This window comes from Micromonospora sp. WMMA1996 (genome assembly GCF_002573675.1).
In the GTDB taxonomy this organism is placed as follows: domain Bacteria; phylum Actinomycetota; class Actinomycetes; order Mycobacteriales; family Micromonosporaceae; genus Micromonospora; species Micromonospora sediminicola.
On sequence record NZ_PDHU01000003.1, the window covers coordinates 821,969 to 840,434 of the forward strand.

General features: G+C 73.8%; 18 protein-coding genes. 8 read left to right on the forward strand and 10 right to left on the reverse strand.

Annotation, left to right across the window (positions count from 1 at the left end):
- Positions 1-123: 123 nt before the first annotated feature.
- Positions 124-1,137, reverse strand: a complete 1,014-nt coding sequence (locus COO58_RS23520; RefSeq protein ID WP_172967925.1) for a PDZ domain-containing protein — start codon at positions 1,135-1,137, stop codon at positions 124-126.
- Between the two features lie 115 nt (positions 1,138-1,252).
- On the opposite strand from COO58_RS23520, the gene COO58_RS23525 reads away from it, so the two are divergent.
- Positions 1,253-2,524, forward strand: a complete 1,272-nt coding sequence (locus tag COO58_RS23525) for a zinc-dependent metalloprotease (protein WP_091576975.1) — start codon at positions 1,253-1,255, stop codon at positions 2,522-2,524.
- Between the two features lie 199 nt (positions 2,525-2,723).
- On the opposite strand, the gene COO58_RS23530 is transcribed toward COO58_RS23525, so the two are convergent.
- Together COO58_RS23530 and COO58_RS23535 are read right to left on the reverse strand one after the other, a co-directional pair.
- Entirely contained in the window at positions 2,724-3,344 is a 621-nt protein-coding gene (locus COO58_RS23530) for a hypothetical protein (protein ID WP_091570798.1), read from the reverse strand.
- A 178-nt stretch (positions 3,345-3,522) separates the two neighbouring features.
- Positions 3,523-4,044, reverse strand: coding sequence for a M48 family metallopeptidase (locus COO58_RS23535; protein ID WP_091570795.1), 522 nt, complete (start codon positions 4,042-4,044; stop codon positions 3,523-3,525).
- 475 nt (positions 4,045-4,519) lie between these two features.
- Between COO58_RS23535 and COO58_RS29990 the strand changes: the two genes are divergently transcribed.
- The 3 genes from COO58_RS29990 (at position 4,520) to COO58_RS23545 (ending at position 7,338) form a co-directional block, all read left to right on the forward strand.
- Positions 4,520-4,687, forward strand: coding sequence for a DUF5679 domain-containing protein (locus COO58_RS29990; RefSeq protein WP_007464795.1), 168 nt, complete (start codon positions 4,520-4,522; stop codon positions 4,685-4,687).
- Positions 4,688-4,868: 181 nt separating this feature from the next.
- The gene (locus COO58_RS23540; protein WP_141561945.1) at positions 4,869-5,981 is read left to right on the forward strand and encodes a TOMM precursor leader peptide-binding protein; all 1,113 of its coding nucleotides are present in this window, start codon (positions 4,869-4,871) and stop codon (positions 5,979-5,981) included.
- A 10-nt stretch (positions 5,982-5,991) separates the two neighbouring features.
- The gene (locus COO58_RS23545; RefSeq protein ID WP_091570788.1) at positions 5,992-7,338 is read left to right on the forward strand and encodes an AarF/ABC1/UbiB kinase family protein; all 1,347 of its coding nucleotides are present in this window, start codon (positions 5,992-5,994) and stop codon (positions 7,336-7,338) included.
- 306 nt (positions 7,339-7,644) lie between these two features.
- Here COO58_RS23545 and COO58_RS23550 read toward each other — a convergent pair whose 3' ends face one another.
- From COO58_RS23550 to COO58_RS23560, 3 genes are all read right to left on the reverse strand, one after another.
- Positions 7,645-8,010, reverse strand: a complete 366-nt coding sequence (locus COO58_RS23550; protein ID WP_073828771.1) for a WhiB family transcriptional regulator — start codon at positions 8,008-8,010, stop codon at positions 7,645-7,647.
- Positions 8,011-8,141: 131 nt separating this feature from the next.
- Positions 8,142-8,396, reverse strand: coding sequence for a hypothetical protein (locus COO58_RS23555; RefSeq protein WP_091570783.1), 255 nt, complete (start codon positions 8,394-8,396; stop codon positions 8,142-8,144).
- Positions 8,397-8,526: 130 nt separating this feature from the next.
- Complete coding sequence (locus tag COO58_RS23560; RefSeq protein WP_091570780.1) at positions 8,527-10,680, reverse strand: ATP-dependent DNA helicase UvrD2; 2,154 nt, start codon at positions 10,678-10,680, stop codon at positions 8,527-8,529.
- A 91-nt stretch (positions 10,681-10,771) separates the two neighbouring features.
- Here COO58_RS23560 and COO58_RS23565 point away from each other — a divergent pair, with 91 nt between their 5' ends.
- Positions 10,772-11,014, forward strand: coding sequence for a mycoredoxin (locus COO58_RS23565; RefSeq protein WP_091570776.1), 243 nt, complete (start codon positions 10,772-10,774; stop codon positions 11,012-11,014).
- A 58-nt stretch (positions 11,015-11,072) separates the two neighbouring features.
- Here the strand turns inward: COO58_RS23565 and COO58_RS23570 are convergent, their stop codons facing one another.
- Positions 11,073-12,338, reverse strand: coding sequence for an MFS transporter (locus COO58_RS23570; protein WP_091570772.1), 1,266 nt, complete (start codon positions 12,336-12,338; stop codon positions 11,073-11,075).
- A 204-nt stretch (positions 12,339-12,542) separates the two neighbouring features.
- Here COO58_RS23570 and COO58_RS23575 point away from each other — a divergent pair, with 204 nt between their 5' ends.
- The 3 genes from COO58_RS23575 (at position 12,543) to COO58_RS23585 (ending at position 14,298) form a co-directional block, all read left to right on the forward strand.
- Positions 12,543-13,523 (forward strand): helix-turn-helix transcriptional regulator, encoded by a 981-nt coding sequence (locus tag COO58_RS23575; RefSeq protein ID WP_091570767.1) that lies wholly within the window; start codon positions 12,543-12,545, stop codon positions 13,521-13,523.
- Positions 13,524-13,593: 70 nt separating this feature from the next.
- On the forward strand, positions 13,594-13,833 hold the full coding sequence (locus COO58_RS23580) for a DUF397 domain-containing protein (RefSeq protein ID WP_091570763.1): 240 nt from the start codon (positions 13,594-13,596) through the stop codon (positions 13,831-13,833).
- Between the two features lie 195 nt (positions 13,834-14,028).
- A complete protein-coding gene (locus tag COO58_RS23585) occupies positions 14,029-14,298 on the forward strand; it encodes a hypothetical protein (protein ID WP_091570759.1) in 270 nt (89 codons plus the stop codon).
- 502 nt (positions 14,299-14,800) lie between these two features.
- On the opposite strand, the gene nudC is transcribed toward COO58_RS23585, so the two are convergent.
- From nudC to COO58_RS23605, 3 genes are read right to left on the reverse strand one after another with little or no spacing between them, the layout of a single operon-like run.
- A complete protein-coding gene (gene nudC / locus COO58_RS23595; protein WP_091570756.1) occupies positions 14,801-15,748 on the reverse strand; it encodes an NAD(+) diphosphatase in 948 nt (315 codons plus the stop codon).
- Between the two features lie 13 nt (positions 15,749-15,761).
- Complete coding sequence (locus tag COO58_RS23600) at positions 15,762-17,093, reverse strand: pitrilysin family protein (RefSeq protein ID WP_091570753.1); 1,332 nt, start codon at positions 17,091-17,093, stop codon at positions 15,762-15,764.
- Complete coding sequence (locus tag COO58_RS23605) at positions 17,090-18,400, reverse strand: pitrilysin family protein (protein WP_091570749.1); 1,311 nt, start codon at positions 18,398-18,400, stop codon at positions 17,090-17,092. The genes COO58_RS23600 and COO58_RS23605 overlap by 4 nt, the downstream gene beginning before the upstream one ends.
- Between the last annotated feature and the right edge of the window lie 66 nt (positions 18,401-18,466).

Sequence of the window (18,466 nt, forward strand, 5' to 3'; positions counted from 1 at the left end):
CCACTGTTGGCTCCGCACGCTCGATGTGATCGGCTCCGACCAGGCACCCCAGAGTACGGGGTGTTCCTGTACACGTCGGGTCAAGGTCACGTCACGATCGCCCGGGGCCGTCGGCGGCCCGGTTCAGCAGCGGGTCGGCTGACCCCCGGCGCGCAGTTTCTCCAGTGCCGTCAGCGCGTCGTCCACCGTCGCCACCTTCAGCAGCGGCAGGTCGGGCTGCGGGTTGCGGACCGCCTCGGCGCAGTTGTCGGCGGGCACCAGGAAGACCTTCGCGCCGGCGTCCTTGGCGCCGACCAGCTTCTGGGCGATGCCACCGATCGGGCCGACCCGGCCCTCGTCGTCGATGGTGCCGGTGCCCGCGATGACCTGGCCGCCGGTCAGGTCGGCCGGCTCCAGCTTGTCGATGATGCCCAGGGTGAACATCAGCCCGGCGCTCGGGCCGCCGATGTCCCCGAGGTCGATCTTGAGGGTGAACGGGTGCGGCTGCTGCTGGTCGATCTCCACCCCGATGCGCGGGCGGCCGTCCTGCTCGCGACTGGTCACCCTGGCCGTCCCCGGGGCGCCGTCCCGGGTGTAGCCGATCGTCAGCGCGGTGCCGGCCGGCTTGGCCCGGATCAGCTCGGTGAGCTTGGCCGCGCTGGTCACCGGCGCGCCGTCGACCGAGGTCAGCACGTCGTCCGGCCGGAGCACGTCGACCGACGGCCCGCCCGGGGTGACCGCCTTGACCAGCACCTTGATCGGGTAGCCCAGCTCCCGCAGGGCCGCCGTCTCGGCGCTGGTCTGCGAGTTCTGGAAGTCCTCCGCGTTGCGCTTCTCGACCTCCTCCTGCGACTCGCCCGGCGGGTAGACCAGCTCGCGCGGCACCACCGCCTCGTCCGAGGAGAACCAGCCGGCCAGCGCCGACCGGAGCCGCACGGTGGGCTGCACGCCGACCGTGGTGAGCCGGAGCTGGCCGGCGGAGGTCGACGTCGCGCGGCCGCTGACCTGGATGATCTCCTTGCCGTTCTCACTGCCGAGCGTGTTGACCGTCGGACCGGGGCCGAGCACCACGTACGGCAGGGGGACGCTCAGCACGCCGACGCTGAGCAGGGCGGTGAGCAGGGCACCGAGCAGGACGGTCACGCCGCGACGTCTCATGCGCCAGAGCGTACCGATCCGTCCCGCGCCGTCCGGCGCGGTGACCGGTGGACTTCGCCCTCAGCGCAACGCCGACGGGCACGACCTGCGGCGCGGCCCGCGTACCGTAGACGTCGTGCCTGATATTCCGTTCGGTTTCGCGCTCCCGGGTGGTCAACCACCAGACCCCAACGATCCCGCGCAGATGCAGCAGTTCATGTCGCAGTTGCAGCACCTGCTGTCCGCGCCGGGCAGCGGGCCGGTCAACTGGGACCTGGCCCGGCAGGTGGCCGCCAGCCAGCTCGCCGCCGCCGGCGACCCGGCGGTCTCGCCGTTCGAGCGCAACGCGGTGGAGGAGGCGCTGCGCATCGCCGACCTCTGGCTGGAACCGGCGACCTCGTGGCCCTCCGGCATCCGCACCTCGGTCGCCTGGAACCGCAACGAGTGGATCTTCAAGACGCTCGACGTGTGGCGCAAGCTCTGCGACCCGGTGGCCAGCCGGATGGTCGGCGCGATGGGCGACCTGGTGCCGCCGGAGGCGCGGGCGCAGCTCGGCCCGATGCAGTCGATGGTCGCCACGCTCGGCGGCGCCCTCTTCGGCGGTCAGCTCGGCCAGGCGCTCGGCTCGCTCGCCGCCGAGGTGCTCTCCGCCGGTGACATCGGCCTGCCGCTGGGCCCCGCCGGCACCGCCGCGCTCGTCCCGGCCAACATCAAGGCGTACGGCGAGGGCCTGGAGCTGCCCGAGGACGAGGTACGCCTCTACGTGGCCCTGCGCGAGGCCGCCCACCAGCGCCTCTTCCAGCACGTGCCGTGGCTGCGCGGGCACGTGCTGACGGCGGTGGAGAACTACGCCGCCGGCATCCGGGTCAACCGGGAGGCGATCGAGGAGGCGATGGGCCGGGTCGACCCGACCGACCCGGAGTCGATGCAGGCGATCGCGCTGGAGGGCATCTTCACTCCGGAGGACACCCCGGCGCAGAAGGCGTCGCTGGCCCGGCTGGAGACCGTGCTCGCCCTGGTCGAGGGTTGGGTGTGCCACGTCGTGGACAGCGCCGCCGGTGACCGCCTGCCCAACGTCGTACGCCTCGGCGAAGCGTTCCGCCGCCGCCGCGCCGCCGGTGGCCCGGCCGAGCAGACGTTCGCCGCGCTGGTCGGCCTCGAACTGCGGCCGCGCCGGCTGCGCGAGGCGACGGTGCTCTGGGCGGCGCTGACCGAGCACCGCGGCATCGCCGGCCGGGACGCGGTCTGGGGCCACCCCGACCTGCTTCCCTCGGACGACGACTTCGCCGCCCCGGAGGCGTTCGCCAGGACGAGCACCGATCTCGACGACGAGCTGGCAAACTTCGACTTCACCGCGCCGGGCGCGCCCGAGGAGAAGCCCCCCGGCGAGGACGACGACAAGCACTGACACGTACGCGACGGGGCCCGCACGGATCACCGTGCGGGCCCCGTCCGCGTCCCCACCCCGCCGCCCAGCCCAGCCCGCCCCGGCCCCGGCCTATCGATCTTGGAGTTGTGGCGCCCAAGATGCCCGGGTGGCGCCTTTTGTTAGGTGCCACAAGTCCAAGATCGACGTTTTCGGCGGGCGGGACGGCACAGGCGGTGGGTCAGGCCGGGCGGGCGGACAACAGGGCGCGGGTGGCCTCCCAGCCCTCGACGGCCGGGTCGAGCGCGGCCAGGTCCGCCGGTCCGCGCAGCCGGCGCCAACCGGCACCGACCGCCACCTCCCCCGGGCTCGGGGCCGCCCGCCGCACCTCGGCCGGGGCGGTCGTGTCGAGGTGCACCGCCGGCAACCACGCCGGTACGGGCAGCCGCGCCGCCACCCCCAGCAGCCCCGGCCCACCCCCGTCCACCGGGGCCACCGCCACCGGCCGGGAGGAGAGCGGCCGCAGCAGCTTGCCCAGCGTCAGGCCGGGCACGTCCGGGGCGTCGGCGGCCACCACGGCCACCTGGTCGAAGGCCGGTCGGTCGTGGTGGCCGGTGAGGGCCGCGAACACCGCGTTCGGCGTCGGTTCGGGCACCTCGTACACCGGGGTGCCGGGCCACACCACGGCGTCGGCCAGCCAGCGGTCCTCCGGGGTCACCGCCACCGCGGTCTCCACCTCGTTGAGCGTGGCCAGCAGGTCCACCACGTCCTCGGCCAGGGCGGTCCGCCACCGCGCCGGCTCGATCCCCGGCGGCGACCAGCTCACCGGGCCGAGCAACGCCACCACCACACGTCGCACCATCCGCCGACCCTAGCGCCCACCCCCACCCCACCCCGCCCCGCGCCCCGCCGCCCACCCCCACCCCCACCCCCGCCGCCCACCCCCCGACCGGCAGCGTCGATCATGAAGTTAGCCGCGACAAATCGGACCGATTGGTGCCGCCAACTTCATGATCGACCGCGAAAGGCGGTGGGATGGGTCAGGGGACGGCGGCGGTGGCGGCTACGCCCTCCAGGTAGCCGCGGGCGCGCTCGGAGCGCGGATAGCGGGCGACCAGCGACCAGAACTCGGCGTTGTGGCTCGGCACGATCAGGTGCGCCAACTCGTGCAGAAGCACGTAGTCGATAACCCAGTCGGGCATGTCCTGGATGCGGTGGGAGATCCGGATGGTGCGGTCGGCGGGGGTGCAGGAGCCCCATCGGCCGTTCTGGTTGGTCACCCACCGCACGCTCGCCGGCGCGGCGGCCGACATGTGCTCCGGCAGGTAGAGCCCGATCAGGCGGGTGGCGCGGGCGAGCAGTTCGGCGTCCGAGCGGGCCAGCCGGCCCTCGCGGGCGGCGAGCCGGGCCAGCATCCGGTCGACCCACTCGCTCTCCTCGGCCCGGGAGAACTGGTCCGGGATGAGCACGACGACGCGCTCCCCGTCCCGGTACGCGGACACCGTGCGCCGCCGACGCTGGCTGCGCCGCACCTCGACGACGGGCTTCCGCGTCCCGGCCATTACCGACCCGCGCAGCCTCGGTTGACTGTCACGAGGGAAAGCTAATGCGTACTGACCAGGACTCCGCAAGAGTCAACACGACGACACGCGCCCGGAAAATGGCGGTTGATTGTCAGGAGTCCTGAAAAAATTCTTTGCGGGGGAAGTTGACCATCACCTGGCGGCCGTCCACCACGTTAGGTGATCTACCACGGGTCGTCGGCGGTGGGGCCACGCGAAGGGGATCTGAGCGTATTTAACCGGCGTGTCCCCGCGAAACTGACTTATCAGACGTTACCCGGCGTGCACACTCTTGCCGTCGACTTGCTCACAGAGTCGGCGTGCAGCTGACATGGAACTGCCCAGACCTGGGTAGGGTCCGCCAACCAGCGGTCAGGTGACTGACCGCGGAGAACCCCCGGCGCCGGAGCCACAGGTGGCCCCGCCGCAGGGAGACCCGCCGGGCACCTCCGGCGGACGAGACGAGGAGGCTACCGTGGCCGACCAGGCCCAGACCTACAACGGTTACTGCGTGAAGTGCAAGGAGAAGCGGGACTTCGAGGGGCACGTGGAGGTCTCGAAGACCGGCATGAACATGGCCAAGGGCAAGTGCCCGGTGTGCGGCACAACAGTGAACCGCATCCTGGGCAAGGCCAAGGTCTGACCCGTCCGGGTCGCACGGGGGAGGGGCGGCCGTCGGGCCGCCCCTCCCCCGTCGCCTATCCGACACGGTTACCGGCCAGTTGTGGAAAAACGGCGATGTCTTGTGGACAACGCTGGCCACGGCGCGCCGCACCTGTGGACAACGAGCGACGGAGCGCGTGGATGCGGTCACTGTTCGTGGCGTGACCGAACCGAATCCGATCACCCGCCCGACCCTGCTGCCCGGTCTGACCCGCCTCTGGCGGGACCGGCACACGCTCCAGCTCGGCGTGGAGCCCGGCCCGGCGGTGCTGCTGGAGGTGACCACCCCGGCCACCGTGCACCTGCTCGACCTGCTCGACGGCACCCGCAGCGAGCGGGCGGTGCTGGTCGCGGCCACCGCCGCCCGGGTGCCGGCCGGCGAGGCGCGCGCCCTGCTCGACGCGCTGCGGGCCGCCGGGCTCGTCGTACCGGCGCAGAGCCTGCTCCCCCGGGGCCTCTCCGGGCCGGTCCGGGCCCGGCTCGGCACGGAGGCCGACGCCCTCGCCCTGGCCACACCCGACCTGCCCGGCACGCCGGCCGCGCTGCTGCGCCGGCGTCGCGCCGCCCGGGTGCTGGTCACCGGCGCCGGCCGGCTCGGCGCGGCGGTCGCCGTCGCGCTGGCCCAGGCCGGGATCGGGCACGTCGTACCCGATCTGACCGGCCCGGTACGCGCCGGTGACCTGGTCGGGACCGGCCTGACCGCCGAGGAGCTGGGTCGGCCGCTGGCCCCGGCGCTGCGCGCGGCGCTGGGGCGCTGCGCGCCGGGCACCAGCTGCCACCCGTTGCGCTCGGCCCGGGCCGACCTGGTGGTGCAGCTCGGAGTCGACCGCCCGGCCGACGCGCTCGCCACCGGGTACGCCCGCCGTCGCCAACCCCACCTCCTGCTCGACCTGCGCGGCGGCGTACCCGTCGTCGGGCCCCTGGTCCGGCCGCCCGCCGGCCCCTGCCTGCGCTGCCTGGACCTGCACCGCGCCGACCGCGACCCGGACTGGCCGGCGCTCGCCGCCCAGCTCGCGGCCGACCGGGACGAGCGGGCCTGCGCGGCGACCACCCGGCTCGCCGCGGCGGCCGTGGCGGCGGCCGAGGCGCTGACCCAGCTCGACGGGGGCACACCGGAGACGCTCGGCGGCGCGGTGGAGGTCCGGGCCGCCGGCCGCCTCCGACACCGCCGGTGGTCGCCGCACCCCTCCTGCGGCTGCTCCGGGCGTCGCCCGATCCGGTCGGCCGCGTCCGCTCCCGGCCGCACGGCAGCAGCGAGCCCCTCGCGTCGGTAACAATGGCCGGGTGACCGACATCCCGCGCCGGGCCGTGTCCCGCACCGCCAAACTCGCCGCCCTGCCGCTCGGATTCGCCGGTCGAACCGTCCTGGGCATGGGCAAGCGGGTCACCGGGCTCGCGTCCGACGTCATCTCCGCCGAGATCCAGCAGCGCACGGCCGAGCAGTTGTTCAGCGTCCTCGGGCAGCTCAAGGGCGGGGCGATGAAGTTCGGCCAGGCCCTGTCGGTCTTCGAGGCCGCACTGCCCGAGGAGGTCGCCGCCCCCTACCGGCAGGCGCTCACCAAGCTCCAGGAGGCCGCCCCGCCGCTGCCCGTGGCGACCGTGCACAAGGTGCTCGCCGAGCAGCTCGGGCCGGACTGGCGGGACCGGTTCGTCTCCTTCGACGACACCCCGGCCGCCGCGGCCAGCATCGGCCAGGTGCACCGCGCGGTCTGGCGCGACCCGGGGTACGGGCCGAACGGCGGCCCCCGGCACCGGGACGTGGCCGTGAAGATCCAGTACCCGGGTGCCGGTGAGGCCCTGCTCGCCGACCTCAAGCAGCTCTCCCGACTGGGCGGGATGTTCCGGGCGATCCAGCCGGGGCTGGACGTCAAGCCGCTCCTGGCCGAGCTGCGCGAGCGGATCACCGAGGAGCTGGACTACGAGCTGGAGGCCGAGTCGCAGCGCGCCTTCGCCGCCGCGTACGCGGACGACCCGGACATCTACATCCCGGAGGTGCTCGACGCCGCGCCCCGGGTGCTGATCACCGAGTGGGTCGAGGGCATCCCGCTGTCCCACATCATCCGGGAGGGCACCGAGGAGCAGCGCGACGAGGCCGGGCGGCTGATGGCCGAGCTGCACCTCTCCGCGCCGGAGCGGGCCGGGCTGCTGCACGCCGACCCGCACCCGGGCAACTTCCGGCTGCTGCCGGACGGCCGGCTCGGTGTGATCGACTTCGGCGCGGTGGCGCGGATGCCGGAGGGCACGCCCGAGCCGATCGGCCGGATCGCCGCGCTCGCGCTGCGCGGCGACGCCGACGGCGTGGTGGACGGGCTGCGCGCCGAGGGCTTCGTCAGTCGGACCGAGCCGATCGACGCCCAGGGGGTGCTCGACTTCCTCCGTCCGATGCTGGAGCCGATCGCCGCCGACGAGTTCCGCTTCACCCGCGCCTGGCTGCGCGGTGAGGCGACCCGGCTGGCCAGCCCCCGCTCCCCCGCCTACCAGCTCAGTCGGCAGCTCAACCTGCCGCCGTCGTACCTGATGATCCACCGGGTCACGCTGGGCTCGATCGGGGTGCTGTGCCAGTTGGAGGCGAAGGCGTCCTACCGGGCGATCCTGGAGCGTTGGCTGCCCGGCTTCGCCCCGGTGGCCTGACGCGGATACGCCGAAGGGGCGGTGACCATGTGGTCACCGCCCCTTTCGTCATCGTGGTGGTACTAGAGAACGCCCAGGTCGCGTGCCGACTGGCTACGACCCCGCATGGCGACGGTACGGGCGGAACGGGCTGCCTCAGTGCTCGTGGTGGTGCGACCGGCCTGAGGCCGGCGCATTCGAGCCCGGGACAACGCTTCGTGGAGTAGTTGCATCTCGGTTCCGTTCGGCAGGTGCAGCATCGGTTTTCTCTCTCAGGTCGGCCGGTGGAGGGACACCGGCATCGGTCGGTTTCGGAACGCAGGTGTGTCAGGCTGCCAGTCGGACGGCGCTGCGCGACTCGGACAGCCCACTGGCCGCCAGTCGCGCCTCCGCCTCGACCCGGAGCTGGGCGTCACGGGCGAGGTCCTCCTTGCGCGGCCGGCCACGGGGCCGCTTGCGCGGGACGACCGCGCCACGCTCGAAGATCTCGCCGCCCCAGACGCCCCAGGGCTCGGCCCGCTCCACCGCCCCGGCCAGGCACTCGACGCGCAGCGGGCAGTCCCCGCAGAGCGACTTGGCCAGCTCGAGCTCGGCGGGCGAGTCGGAGAACCACAGGTCGGGGTCGAACTTCCGGCAGGGCAGGTTCGCCTCCACCTCGACGCTCACGTCGAGTGGGGCCAACGCCAGACTCATCCTCCGGTCACCTCTCTCTCACTTCGATCTCGTGGATCGCATTTCCGACGTACTTCGACGGGCAAAAAACTGAGGCCGCGGATCCCGGTATGCGGGTTCCGCGGCCTCGAGGTGAGCCGGTGGTCTGTGGATCAGACCGGTCTACCTCGAGGTGGAACGCCGCGGACATCCGTGCGCTTCTTGCCGCCATCGATGCCCATGCCCGTGAAGCCACTGGTCCCCTCGACTCCGGTGATCGGCGCGACGGTCAGGTTCAGCTCGGCCTGAACCCGGACCTGGTGCACCTGCGGAGCCGACGGTCGGGCGGCGAGGGCCACCCGCACGGCCGACAGCGGAACGCCGGCAGCTGGCATCGCCGCCGGACGCTCGTAGGTGTAGATCTCCATTGGTGCCACCTCCCTGACTTTCCTCGTGCCGACCATGGACTCATCCCCCTTGAGCAGCCAGAACGGCGCTGCTCGCGAGGTGTGTCCTGAGGCTATTCCTCGCCCGCGGGCGAGGGCAAACGATTTACGGCTAGATTTCGAAAGTTTTCTGCGGGCAGACGTCGTCGACCGCCGCGCCGGCCACCAGGGCCAGCACCGTATCCCCGTAAAGCCCCACTTTTCGGGGCCCGATCCCGGCGATCGCGACCAGGTCCTCGGTGCGGGCCGGCTTCCGCTCCGCCAACGCGGTGAGCGTGGCGTCGGTGAACACCACGTACGCCGGCACCTTCTGCGCGCCGGCCACCCGCTGCCGCCACTCGCGCAACCGCTCGTACAGCTCCTCGTCCAGGTCGGACGGGCAGGTGGGGCAGCGGCCCAGCTTCCGGTCCGCGCCAGCGAGCAGCGTGGCGCCGCAGATCCGGCACGAGACCACCTGGGGCCGGCGCCGTTCGGGGCGCCGGGCCGGCCCGGCGCCGGCCCGCTCGCCGCCGCCCGAGCGGTCCAGCTGGGGCAGGAAGCGGGACGGGCGCCGCGCCCGGCCGCCGGGCGAGCGCGCCGTCGCGTACGACAGCCAGAGCCACTCCCGGGCTCGGGTGATCCCCACGTAGAGCAGCCGCCGCTCCTCCTCGACCTGCTCCGGGGTCTTCGCGTAGGTGGTGGGCAGCGTGCCCTCGGCGAGCCCGACCAGGAACACCGCGTCCCACTCCAGGCCCTTGGCCGAGTGCAGCGAGGCCAGCGTGACCCCCTCCACGGTGGGCACGTGCTGCTGGGCGGCCCGCCGGGCGAGTTCCTCGGTGAAGTCGGCCAGGCCACGCTGCCGTTCCACCGCCGCGGCCTCGCCGATCGGCAGCAGGTCGGGCGTGGCCGCGAACTCCTCGGCGAGCTGGACCAGCGCGGCGAGCGCCTCCCAGCGCTCGCGCGCCGCGCCGCCGGCCGGGGGCGCGTCCGGCGCCCAGCCGACCGCGGCGAGCCCCTCCACGACGGCCGCCCGCAGCGGCGTCTCGCCGGGGACCGACCGGGTGGCGGCGCGCAGCGCGATCATCGCCTGGCGCACCTCGGGCCGCTCGAAGAACCGCTCCGCGCCCTGGAGCACGTAGGGCACCTCGGCCTCGGTGAGCGCCTTCTCGTACGCCTCGGACTGCGCGTTGGTGCGGAACAGCACCGCGATCTCCCGGGCCGGGGTGCCGCCGGCGACGAGCGCCCGGCAGCGGGCCGCCACCGCGTTGGCCTCGGCCGGCTCGTCGGTGAAGATCCGCAGCTCCGGTTCCGGGCCGGGCGGGCGCTGGCCGTGCAGCTCCAGCCGCAGCCGCGCCTCGGCGCCCCGGGCCTGCGCGATGACCGCGTTGGCCAGCCCCACCACCTGCGGGGTCGAGCGGTAGTCGCGGACCAGCCGGACCACCGTCGCGCCCCGGTGGTGGCGCGGGAAGTCGACCAGGTACGACGAGGTCGCGCCGGTGAACGAGTAGATGGTCTGGCTGGCGTCGCCGACCACGGTCAGGTCGTCGCGACCGCCGAGCCAGGACTCCAGCAGCCGCTGCTGGAGCGGGTTGACGTCCTGGTACTCGTCGACGACGAAGTGCCGGTACTGGTTGCGCACCTGCTCGGCCACGTCCGGGTGCTCCTCGATGCCCCACACCGCGGCGCGCAGCATGTCCTCGAAGTCGATCACCCCGTTGCCGCGCTTGAGCCGCTCGTACGCGTCGAACACCTCGGCCACCCGGGCCGGCTCGTACGGCGTCTCGCGCAGCGCCTTGGCCGCGGCCACCACATACTCCCCGGGCTCGACCAGGGACGACTTCGCCCACTCGATCTCGCCGGCGAGGTCCCGCGCGGCGGCCCGGTCGGCGCGCAGGCCCACCTTGGCGGCGGCCAGGGTGACCACCCGCACCTTGCTGTCCAGCAGCTCCGGCATGGCCCGGCCGGCGAGCAGCCGGGGCGCGAAGTAGCGGACCTGCCGCAGCGCCGCGGCGTGGAAGGTGCGCGCCTGCACGCCCTGCACCCCGAGCACGGTGAGACGGCTGCGCATCTCGGCCGCGGCGCGGGCGGTGAACGTGACCGCCAGCACGTGCCGGCCGGCGATGTCGCCGGTCAGCGCCCGGTGGGCGATCCGCGAGGTCACCGCCCGGGTCTTGCCGGTCCCGGCACCGGCCAGGATGCAGACCGGGCCGGCCGGGGCGGTCACCGCGGACCGCTGCTCCGGATCCAGACCGGCCAGCACCCGTTCCGCCGCTGAGTGAACGCCCACAGCAGGGAATCATCCCAGCATCGTGTGACGTTGCAGCGATTAGCCTGGCCTGATCGGACCGGGCGCGAGCCATCCCTTGGAGGACCAGACCATGTTGACGATGTATTCCACCCCGTGGTGCGGCTACTGCCACCGGCTGAAGTCGCAGCTCGACCGGGAGGGCATCGCGTACGAGGTGGTCGACATCGAGCAGGACACCGCGGCCGCGGAGTTCGTGATGGGCGTCAACGGCGGCAACCAGACCGTGCCGACCCTGCGCTTCGACGACGGCAGCGCCCTGACCAACCCCTCGATCAACCAGGTCAAGCAGCACCTGGCCAGCCTGCCCGGCTGACCTGCCCGCGCCACGCGAGCGGCCGTACCCGGTTCCGGGTACGGCCGCTCGTCGCCGTTCAGGGGGCCCGGCGTCGGCGGGCGGTGGCCAGCATCTCGTCGTCGAGCGGCCGGCGCGGGGTCGGGACACGCGCCGAGCCCACGGCCGGCGGGGTGAGGCCGCGGCCCCGCCACAGGTAGAGGCCGGCAGCCGTGGTGACCGCCCCCACCAGGGCGAACAGCAGCCGGTAGTCGAACACGCCGACGAGCAGCGCGCCGGTGCCGATGGAGGCCGCCTGCGGCCCGCTGACCAGCGCCTCCGAGGCGGCGGTCACCCGGCCCAGCAGCGCCGGCGGCGTCCGCCGCTGGACCAGCGTGTGCAACCCCACCATGGTCAGCGGCAGCGAGACGCCGGCCAGCAGCAACGCCACCACCCCGAGCCAGAGCCGGGGGTACGCGAGCGCCAGCGCGGCCGGGCCGAAGAAGGTCACCCCGGCGGCCAGCGCGCCGACCTCGCCGAAGCGGCGCACCACCGCGGCCGAGAACAGGCCGCCGACCAGGCCGCCCACGCCCTGCACCATGACCAGCACGCCGACGAACGCGGCGTCGCGGCCCAGACCCAGGTCGACGTACGCGAAGATCAGCGATTCGGTGAAGCCCATCACCAGCGAGCCCAGCCCGTATCCGAGCAGCGCCCGGCGCAGCGCGGCCTCGCCGGCCAGGTGGCGCAGCCCCGCGCCCAGCTCGGCGGGGCCGCGACGGACCGGTCGCGGCGGCCCGCTCTCCTGCACCCGAAGCCGGCCGACCACCGCCGCGGCGACCAGGAACCCGGTCATCGCCAGGGTGACCAGCAGCCAGCCGCCGACGGCGGCGTACACGCCGGCCCCGGCGAGCGGGCCGATCAACCGCAGCCCCTGCCGGACCGTCTGCAACGCGCCGTTCGCGTCGGGCAGCAACTCGGCCGGCACCAGCTGCCGGATCAGCGCGTTGAGCACGGCGGTCAGGGTGATGTAGGACAGGCCGTAGAGCGCCGCGACCACGTAGATCACCCAGACGTCGGTCCGGTCCCGCACGGTGAGCAGCGGGCCGAGCAGCACGGCGGCGACCAGGTTGGCGGCGATGAAGAACGGCCGCCGGCGGTAGCGGTCGACCACCCAGCCGACCAGCGGGGCCAGCGCCATCGGCGCGATGACGGCGAAGATGGTCGCTCCGGCCATGCTGTCCGAACCGGTCAGGTCCTTCACCCAGACGGCCAGTGCGAGCAGCAGGATCGACTCCGCCGCCATGCTCGCCACCAGCGCGGCGAACAGGAGGCGGAAGTCGGGGCGGCGCAGGACGGTGCGCATCGGTTCCCTCCGGCGGGGGTGCGCCACTCCGGGCGCGTCGGGGGCGGGCGCCGGTGAAGGCGCTCTCCACGGTCCTCTTTTTGTCTCGTGACACGCCCTCGCCGGAACCTCCGACACCGGTCGCGCCGTCCATACTGACCGTGGGGGGCGAATTTCATACAGTTACCGTCGCGTCCTGCGACGGTCCACGGGAAAGAGGACGCCGTGCCTCCTGCCGCACCAGGCCCGATTCTGCGCCGTCGTCGACTCGGCACCGAGCTGCGTCGGCTCCGCGAACAGGCCGGTCTCACCGGTGACCAGGTCATCGAGCGGATCGGCTGGGCTTCCGCATCCAAGTTGTCCCGGCTGGAGAACGGCCGGAGCCGGCCCGACCCGGACGACGTCGACGTCCTGCTGACGCTCTACGGCGCCGACGAGGAGCTGCGGGCGGAGCTGACCGGGATCACCCACGAGGCCGGTGACATGCGGGGCTGGCTGCGCAACTTCCCGGTGATGACCCAGCAGCAACGCGCCTTCGCCGAGCTGGAGGCCGGCTGCGCGGAGATCTCGGAGTACAACCCGGTGCTGGTGCCGGGGCTGTTGCAGACTCCCGGCTACGCCCGGCACCGGATCATGTCCGCGGCCCAGGTGGCCGCCGAGGCCGGCGACCCGGAGACCGAGGACCCGGAGACCGAGGTACGCGCCCGGCAGTCCCGCCAGTCGTTGCTGACCCGCTCCCCCGACGTGCCCCGCTACACCGCGGTGCTGGAGGAGGCCGCGCTCGGCCGGCGGGCGGGGCCGCCCGAGGTGCTGCACGAGCAGCTCGTCCACCTGTGCGAGCTGGCCCTGCTGCCGAACGTGACGCTGCGGCTGCTGCTGCGCGACACGCGGGTGGGCGATTGGTACCTTCCGCCGACCGCCTTCTCGGTCTACCGGTTCGCCGATCCCCTCGATCCGGAGACATTGGCCATCGAAGGTGGGTTCACCGACGTCATGTCGACCGAGGTAAACACCCTAAATCGCTATAAAGTGGTGTTCGAGTGGCTATGCGCGTCGGCACTCTCCGCATCGGACACCCTCTCCTGGTTGATCGAGGCGACGGGACGGCTGACCGGCACGGCAGTCGAGTCCACGGTGGCGTACGGGCCGGCAACGGCGCCGACCCAGCGTCGCCGGGACTCGGGGCGCCTCACCACGGAACGGTGATCCCTCACGGACACCGCCCGCGCTCCGGCGTCGCTCGTTCCCATCGGAGCACCACATCAGGAGCAGGACCATGAACGAGATCCGCACCAGCACGACCTCCCTCTCGGGGCAGCTCGCCGGCGCCGCCTGGCGCAAGAGCACCCGCAGCCAGACCTCGAACTGCGTGGAGGTCGCGCCGCTCGGCACCGGGCCGGCCACCGTGGCGCTGCGGGACAGCAAGGACCCGAGCGGGCCGGTGCTGCTGTTCAACCGGGCCGGTTGGCTCGGCTTCATCGCCGGGGCGAAGAACGGCCGGTTCGACCTGAACTGATCCGGCGAGTGCCCGGGGGCCGTCGGCGTCACGCCGGCGGCCCCTCGCGTGTCCATCCCCGACAACCGGGCTGACCTGGGGTCCCCCGATCGGTCGAGCCGGCCGGTTTCACTTGCTGGGACGACATGCGGGCGTAACATGACGCGGGAGTGACGTGGAAGTTCCAGCGCATCCGTCCGCTCTCCGGGGGACACCATGCGGTTCCTGATCGTCCGCACCGAGATCCGTAGCGCCGCCGACGCCGACATCGCCGCCGCCTGGGCGGGCGGGGGCCGCCTGCGGGACGAGACGAGCGCGCCGGAGGCCCGCCGTCAGGTCGTACACGCGGAGGACCGGGACGCCGCCCTCCTGCTCGCCCGCGCCCTGTCCGCCGTCGGCGCGGTACGCGCCGGCCGGCACCGGGTCAAGGTGCTGCCCGTCGAGGAGACCGCACCCGGCCACCCCTACCGCTGGGACGGCGGATGAGCGGCCGCTGACGTCCGTCGTGGCCGGACCGGCTCCCCCGCCGCGCTCCACGCCTCACCCGGCCATGACGGCCCGTGTTCCCGGCCCGCGACCGCCGCGGCAACGACGGTCCGGGCCGGGACCGTGCCCACCCCCGCCCCGCCCGCCCGCCCGGCCCGCCCGCCCGGCCCGCCCGCCCGGCCCTCCCGCCCGGCCCGCCCGGCCCGGCCCGGCCCGGCACCATCGGGCCCGCCCCGCCCCGCCGGAATCCGCCTGGCCCGCCACCTCGCCGAACTGGCGGCAACAACCCGCCGCGGACCACTCCACCACGCCGAGGTTGCGCGACGCGCGCGCCGGACCCCGCGACGCGTGGCCGGCGGATCGTCCTGTCGCGCTCGCCGCCCAGTCACCCTCGACGAGTGCGATATACCGCTCGGTCATATTTATGACCCAGCGGTATATCGCACTCAACCCCACTCTTCGGGTGGGCCGGTCACGGACCGTGCACCTCGGACCGAGCGGGTCAGCAGTGGCCGTCGAGCCAGCGGTGCACCAGGAAGAGCGCGATCGACGACGGCGGGGGCAGGAGCAGGCGGTCCCCGCCGTCCACCGTCACCGGCTCGTCGGCCAACGCCGCGCCGATCTCCCGCCGGGTGAACCAGCGGGCGTGCGCGATCTCGGCCGGGTCGACCCGGATCGGCGCGTTTGCGTCGGCCCGGGCGAGAAAGCCGAGCATCAGCGAGCCGGGGAACGGCCAGGACTGGCTGGCCACGTACGCGATCTCCGCGACCTCGACGCCGACCTCCTCGCGGACCTCGCGCAGGACGGCGGCCTCGGCCGACTCGCCGGGCTCGACGTAGCCGGCCAGGCAGGAGTAGCGGCGCAGCCCGGGCGTGCTCGGCCAGGCCGCGTTGTTGCCGAGCAGGCACCGGCCGTCCGGGCCGTCCACCCCGTCGTGCACCAGCACGATCATGGCCGGATCGGTACGCGGCCAGGCCCGGTCGCCGTCGGGATCGATCCGCGACCAACCCGCCTCGTCGATCCGGGTCGGGTGCCCGGTGCGGGACGAGTATTCGTGCCGGAGGTGCCAGTTGAGCAGGGCCAACGCGGTGGTGAACACACCGGCGTCCCGGTCGCTCATGAGGTGGCCGACCTCGCGCAGGTGCGCCCGGCGGGTGCCCGGCAGCTCCGGCAGCGGCCCGTCCACCGCGAAGACCGGCACCCCGTCCGGCTCGACGCCGAGGAACATCGGCACGGAGCGGGGCACCTCGGGCAGCTCACCGGGGCCGACGAGGACCAGCTCGGGCGGGGCCGCCGCACCCCGGACGAGCGCGCGCCCGTCGTCGGCCGAGTCCAGTACCAGCACCCGTGCCCGTTCCCAGGCCTCGGCCAGCCAGGTCGGGTCGGTCCGCAGGTGGGCGGCCCGGTCCAGCGTGGACCGGGCCAGCGGCGGCGCGGACTCGCCGGTCACCGGCCGCCGCCCGTCACGGGGTTTCCGTCCGCACCGGCCCCAGCACGGCCAGCGAGTCCGCCACCCGGGCGGCGTCACCGAGCACCACGGTGACCGCGCGGGCCGGGGCCAGGTAACGGGCCCCCGCCTCGGCCACGTCGTCCACGGTCGCGGCGGCCAGCCGGGCGGCGTGCTCGGCGAGGAAGTCCAGCCGGAGCCCGTTGCCGGCGTACGCGCTGGTCAGCGACGCGAGGCCGGCCTGGGTGGACATGCCGAGCTGGAGTGTGCCGAGCGCGTACTGGCGGGCCTGCTCCAGCTCCTCCGGTTTCGGCGGCACGGTGGCCAGCCGGCCCAGTTCGTACAGCGTCTCCACCAGTGCCGGCGCGGTCACCTCGGTGGCCACGTCGGCGCCGGCGACCAGTACCGACCCGGCCACCGAGTGCTCGACCAGCGAGTGCGGCCCGTAGGTGTAGCCCTTGTCCTCGCGGATGTTCTCCACCCAGCGGGAGGAGAAGTAGCCGCCGAAGATCAGGTTCGCCAGCTGCAACGCGGCGTGGTCGGGGTGGGTGCGGGGCACCGCGGGCAGCGCGAGGCGCAGCGAGGACTGGACGGAGCCGGGCCGGTCGACCAGCACCAGCGGACCGGGTTCGAGCGGCGGCGCGGGCGGCAGGTCGGCGGTGTGCCCGTCCCCCCGCCAACCGGCGAGCGCCCGCTCGGCGGCGTCCAGCGCCCGTTCCGGCTGGACGTCGCCGACCAGCACCAGCACCGCGCCCGCCGGGTGGACCCGCTCGGCGTGCAGCCGGCGCAACGCGGCCGGGCGGACCGCCCGGACCTGGTCGGGCTCCGGGGTCTGCACCGCGTACGGGTGGCGGCCGTAGACCCGCTTGAGCAACGCGGTCCGGGCCAGGTGGGACGGCTGGCTCTGGGCGACCTGGATCCGGTCGACCAGGCGGTCCCGTTCGGTCTGGACCCAGTCACCCGGGTAGGTGGCCCCGGTGAGCACCTCGGCGAGCAGCTCCAGCACCCGGTCCAGCCCGGTGACCAGGGCCGCGCCGGAGAGCATCAGCCGGTCCGGGTCCACGCCGGCGGAAAGCCCGCCGCCGACCTTCTGCAGCTCGGCGGCGATCTCGGTGGCGCTGTGCGCCTCGGTGCCGGCGAGCACGGTCTGCGCCAGCATGGCGCCGCGGGCCAGGTGGGCGCGCCCGAACGGCATCCAGAGGCGCAGTTCCACGAGCGGTACGGCGGGCCGCCGTACCGCGATCACGGTGAGGCCGTTGCCGAGCGTGCGCTCGGCCTGCTTCGGCACCTTCAGGCGACGGTTGGGTCCGAGCGCCGGCAGCGGCCGGACGGTGGTCGGCGTACTCATTTCAGACCTCCGGCGACGACCTCGACGGACGCGCGGCGCTCGGGCCGCAGGGTGGCGGCGGCGGCGCGGACCTGTTCCTCGGTCACCTCGCCGACCAGCCGGGGCAGCTCGTTGAGCAGGCCCGGCTCGCCGCGCTGTTGCTCCAGGACGGCCATCCGCAGTGCCCGGCCGAGCACCGCGTCGGTGTCGCGCAGCAGGTGGGTGGCCATCCGGGCCTGGGTCCGGGCCAGCTCTCCCTCGGTCAGCCCGTCGGTGGCCAGCCGGTCCAACTCCTCGTCGACGGTGCGCAGCACCTTGTCCACGTCGCCACCGGGCGGCAGGTGCGCCTGGAGCAGCAGCGCGGTGGGGTCGCGGACGTCGAACGGGTCGCCCATGAAGCCGAGGTAGCCGCCCAGCCCGGTGACCGAGCGGTCCCGCTGCACCATCCGCTCGACCAGCCGGGACGCGTCGCCGTCGGTGAGCACCTCGGCCAGCACCACGTAGGGCAGGTAGCCGGTGAAGTCGCTGATCGGGTCGGGCACCCGCCAGGCGCCCGCCACGGCCGGGAGCGGGGCCAGCGCGTCGGTGTACGTGCTGCGCCGCTCGGCGGTCAGGTCCGGCTCGGCGAAGTCGGGTCGCTCCGGGGCGGGCCGGGCCGGCACGTCGCCGAAGTGCCGCTCGATCAGGGTGGTCGCCTCGGCCACGTCGATGTCGCCGCTGACCGCGAGCACGGCGTTGCCGCTGGCGTAGTAGCGGCGGAAGAAGTCGGCCGCGTCGGCCACCGTGGCGGACTCCAGGTCGTCGAAGGACCCGTAGCCGTCGTGCGCGTTGGGGAAGGTGTCGAACATCACCGGGGGCAGCGTGAGCCAGGGAAAGCCGCCGTACGGCCGGTTGAGCACGTTGACCCGGATCTCCTCCTTGACCACGTCGACCTGGTTGCGCAGGTTCTCCTCGGTCAGCCGGGGGCCGCGCATCCGGTCGGCCTCCAGGAACAGCGCCCGTTCCAGGGCGTTGCTCGGCAGCGTCTCGAAGTAGTCGGTGTAGTCGAGGTGGGTGGAGCCGTTGAACGTGCCGCCGGCGCCCTGCACGTGCCGGAAGTGGGCCAGCTTCTCCAGGTTCTCCGAGCCCTGGAACATCAGGTGTTCGAAGAGGTGGGCGAAGCCGGTGCGCCCCTCCGGCTCGGAGCGGATGCCGACGTCGTAGACCACCGCCACCCCGATCACCGGGGCGCTGCGGTCCGGCGTGAGCACCACCCGCAGGCCGTTGTCGAGGACGAACCGCTCGACCGGGTACTTCGTCGCTGGGATCTTCGCTCTGCGCGTCGGCACGAGATCGACACTAGCGCCTCCGTACCGACCGCACCGGCGGTGTGCCCCGGCCGAACGGTGGACTGT

What these genes read in the sequence shown, in the direction of transcription:
- COO58_RS23530 (WP_091570798.1), bottom strand. Translation starts at nt 3,344, where the DNA reads ATGGTGCGACGTGTGGTGGTGGCGTTGCTCGGCCCGGTGAGCTGGTCG.
- COO58_RS23555 (WP_091570783.1), bottom strand. Translation starts at nt 8,396, where the DNA reads ATGGAGATCTACACCTACGAGCGTCCGGCGGCGATGCCAGCTGCCGGC.
- COO58_RS23565 (WP_091570776.1), top strand. Translation starts at nt 10,772, where the DNA reads ATGTTGACGATGTATTCCACCCCGTGGTGCGGCTACTGCCACCGGCTG.
- COO58_RS23580 (WP_091570763.1), top strand. Translation starts at nt 13,594, where the DNA reads ATGAACGAGATCCGCACCAGCACGACCTCCCTCTCGGGGCAGCTCGCC.
- COO58_RS23570 (WP_091570772.1), bottom strand. Translation starts at nt 12,338, where the DNA reads ATGCGCACCGTCCTGCGCCGCCCCGACTTCCGCCTCCTGTTCGCCGCG.
- COO58_RS23600 (WP_091570753.1), bottom strand. Translation starts at nt 17,093, where the DNA reads ATGAGTACGCCGACCACCGTCCGGCCGCTGCCGGCGCTCGGACCCAAC.
- COO58_RS23520 (WP_172967925.1), bottom strand. Translation starts at nt 1,137, where the DNA reads ATGAGACGTCGCGGCGTGACCGTCCTGCTCGGTGCCCTGCTCACCGCC.
- COO58_RS23535 (WP_091570795.1), bottom strand. Translation starts at nt 4,044, where the DNA reads ATGGCCGGGACGCGGAAGCCCGTCGTCGAGGTGCGGCGCAGCCAGCGT.
- COO58_RS23550 (WP_073828771.1), bottom strand. Translation starts at nt 8,010, where the DNA reads ATGAGTCTGGCGTTGGCCCCACTCGACGTGAGCGTCGAGGTGGAGGCG.
- COO58_RS23585 (WP_091570759.1), top strand. Translation starts at nt 14,029, where the DNA reads ATGCGGTTCCTGATCGTCCGCACCGAGATCCGTAGCGCCGCCGACGCC.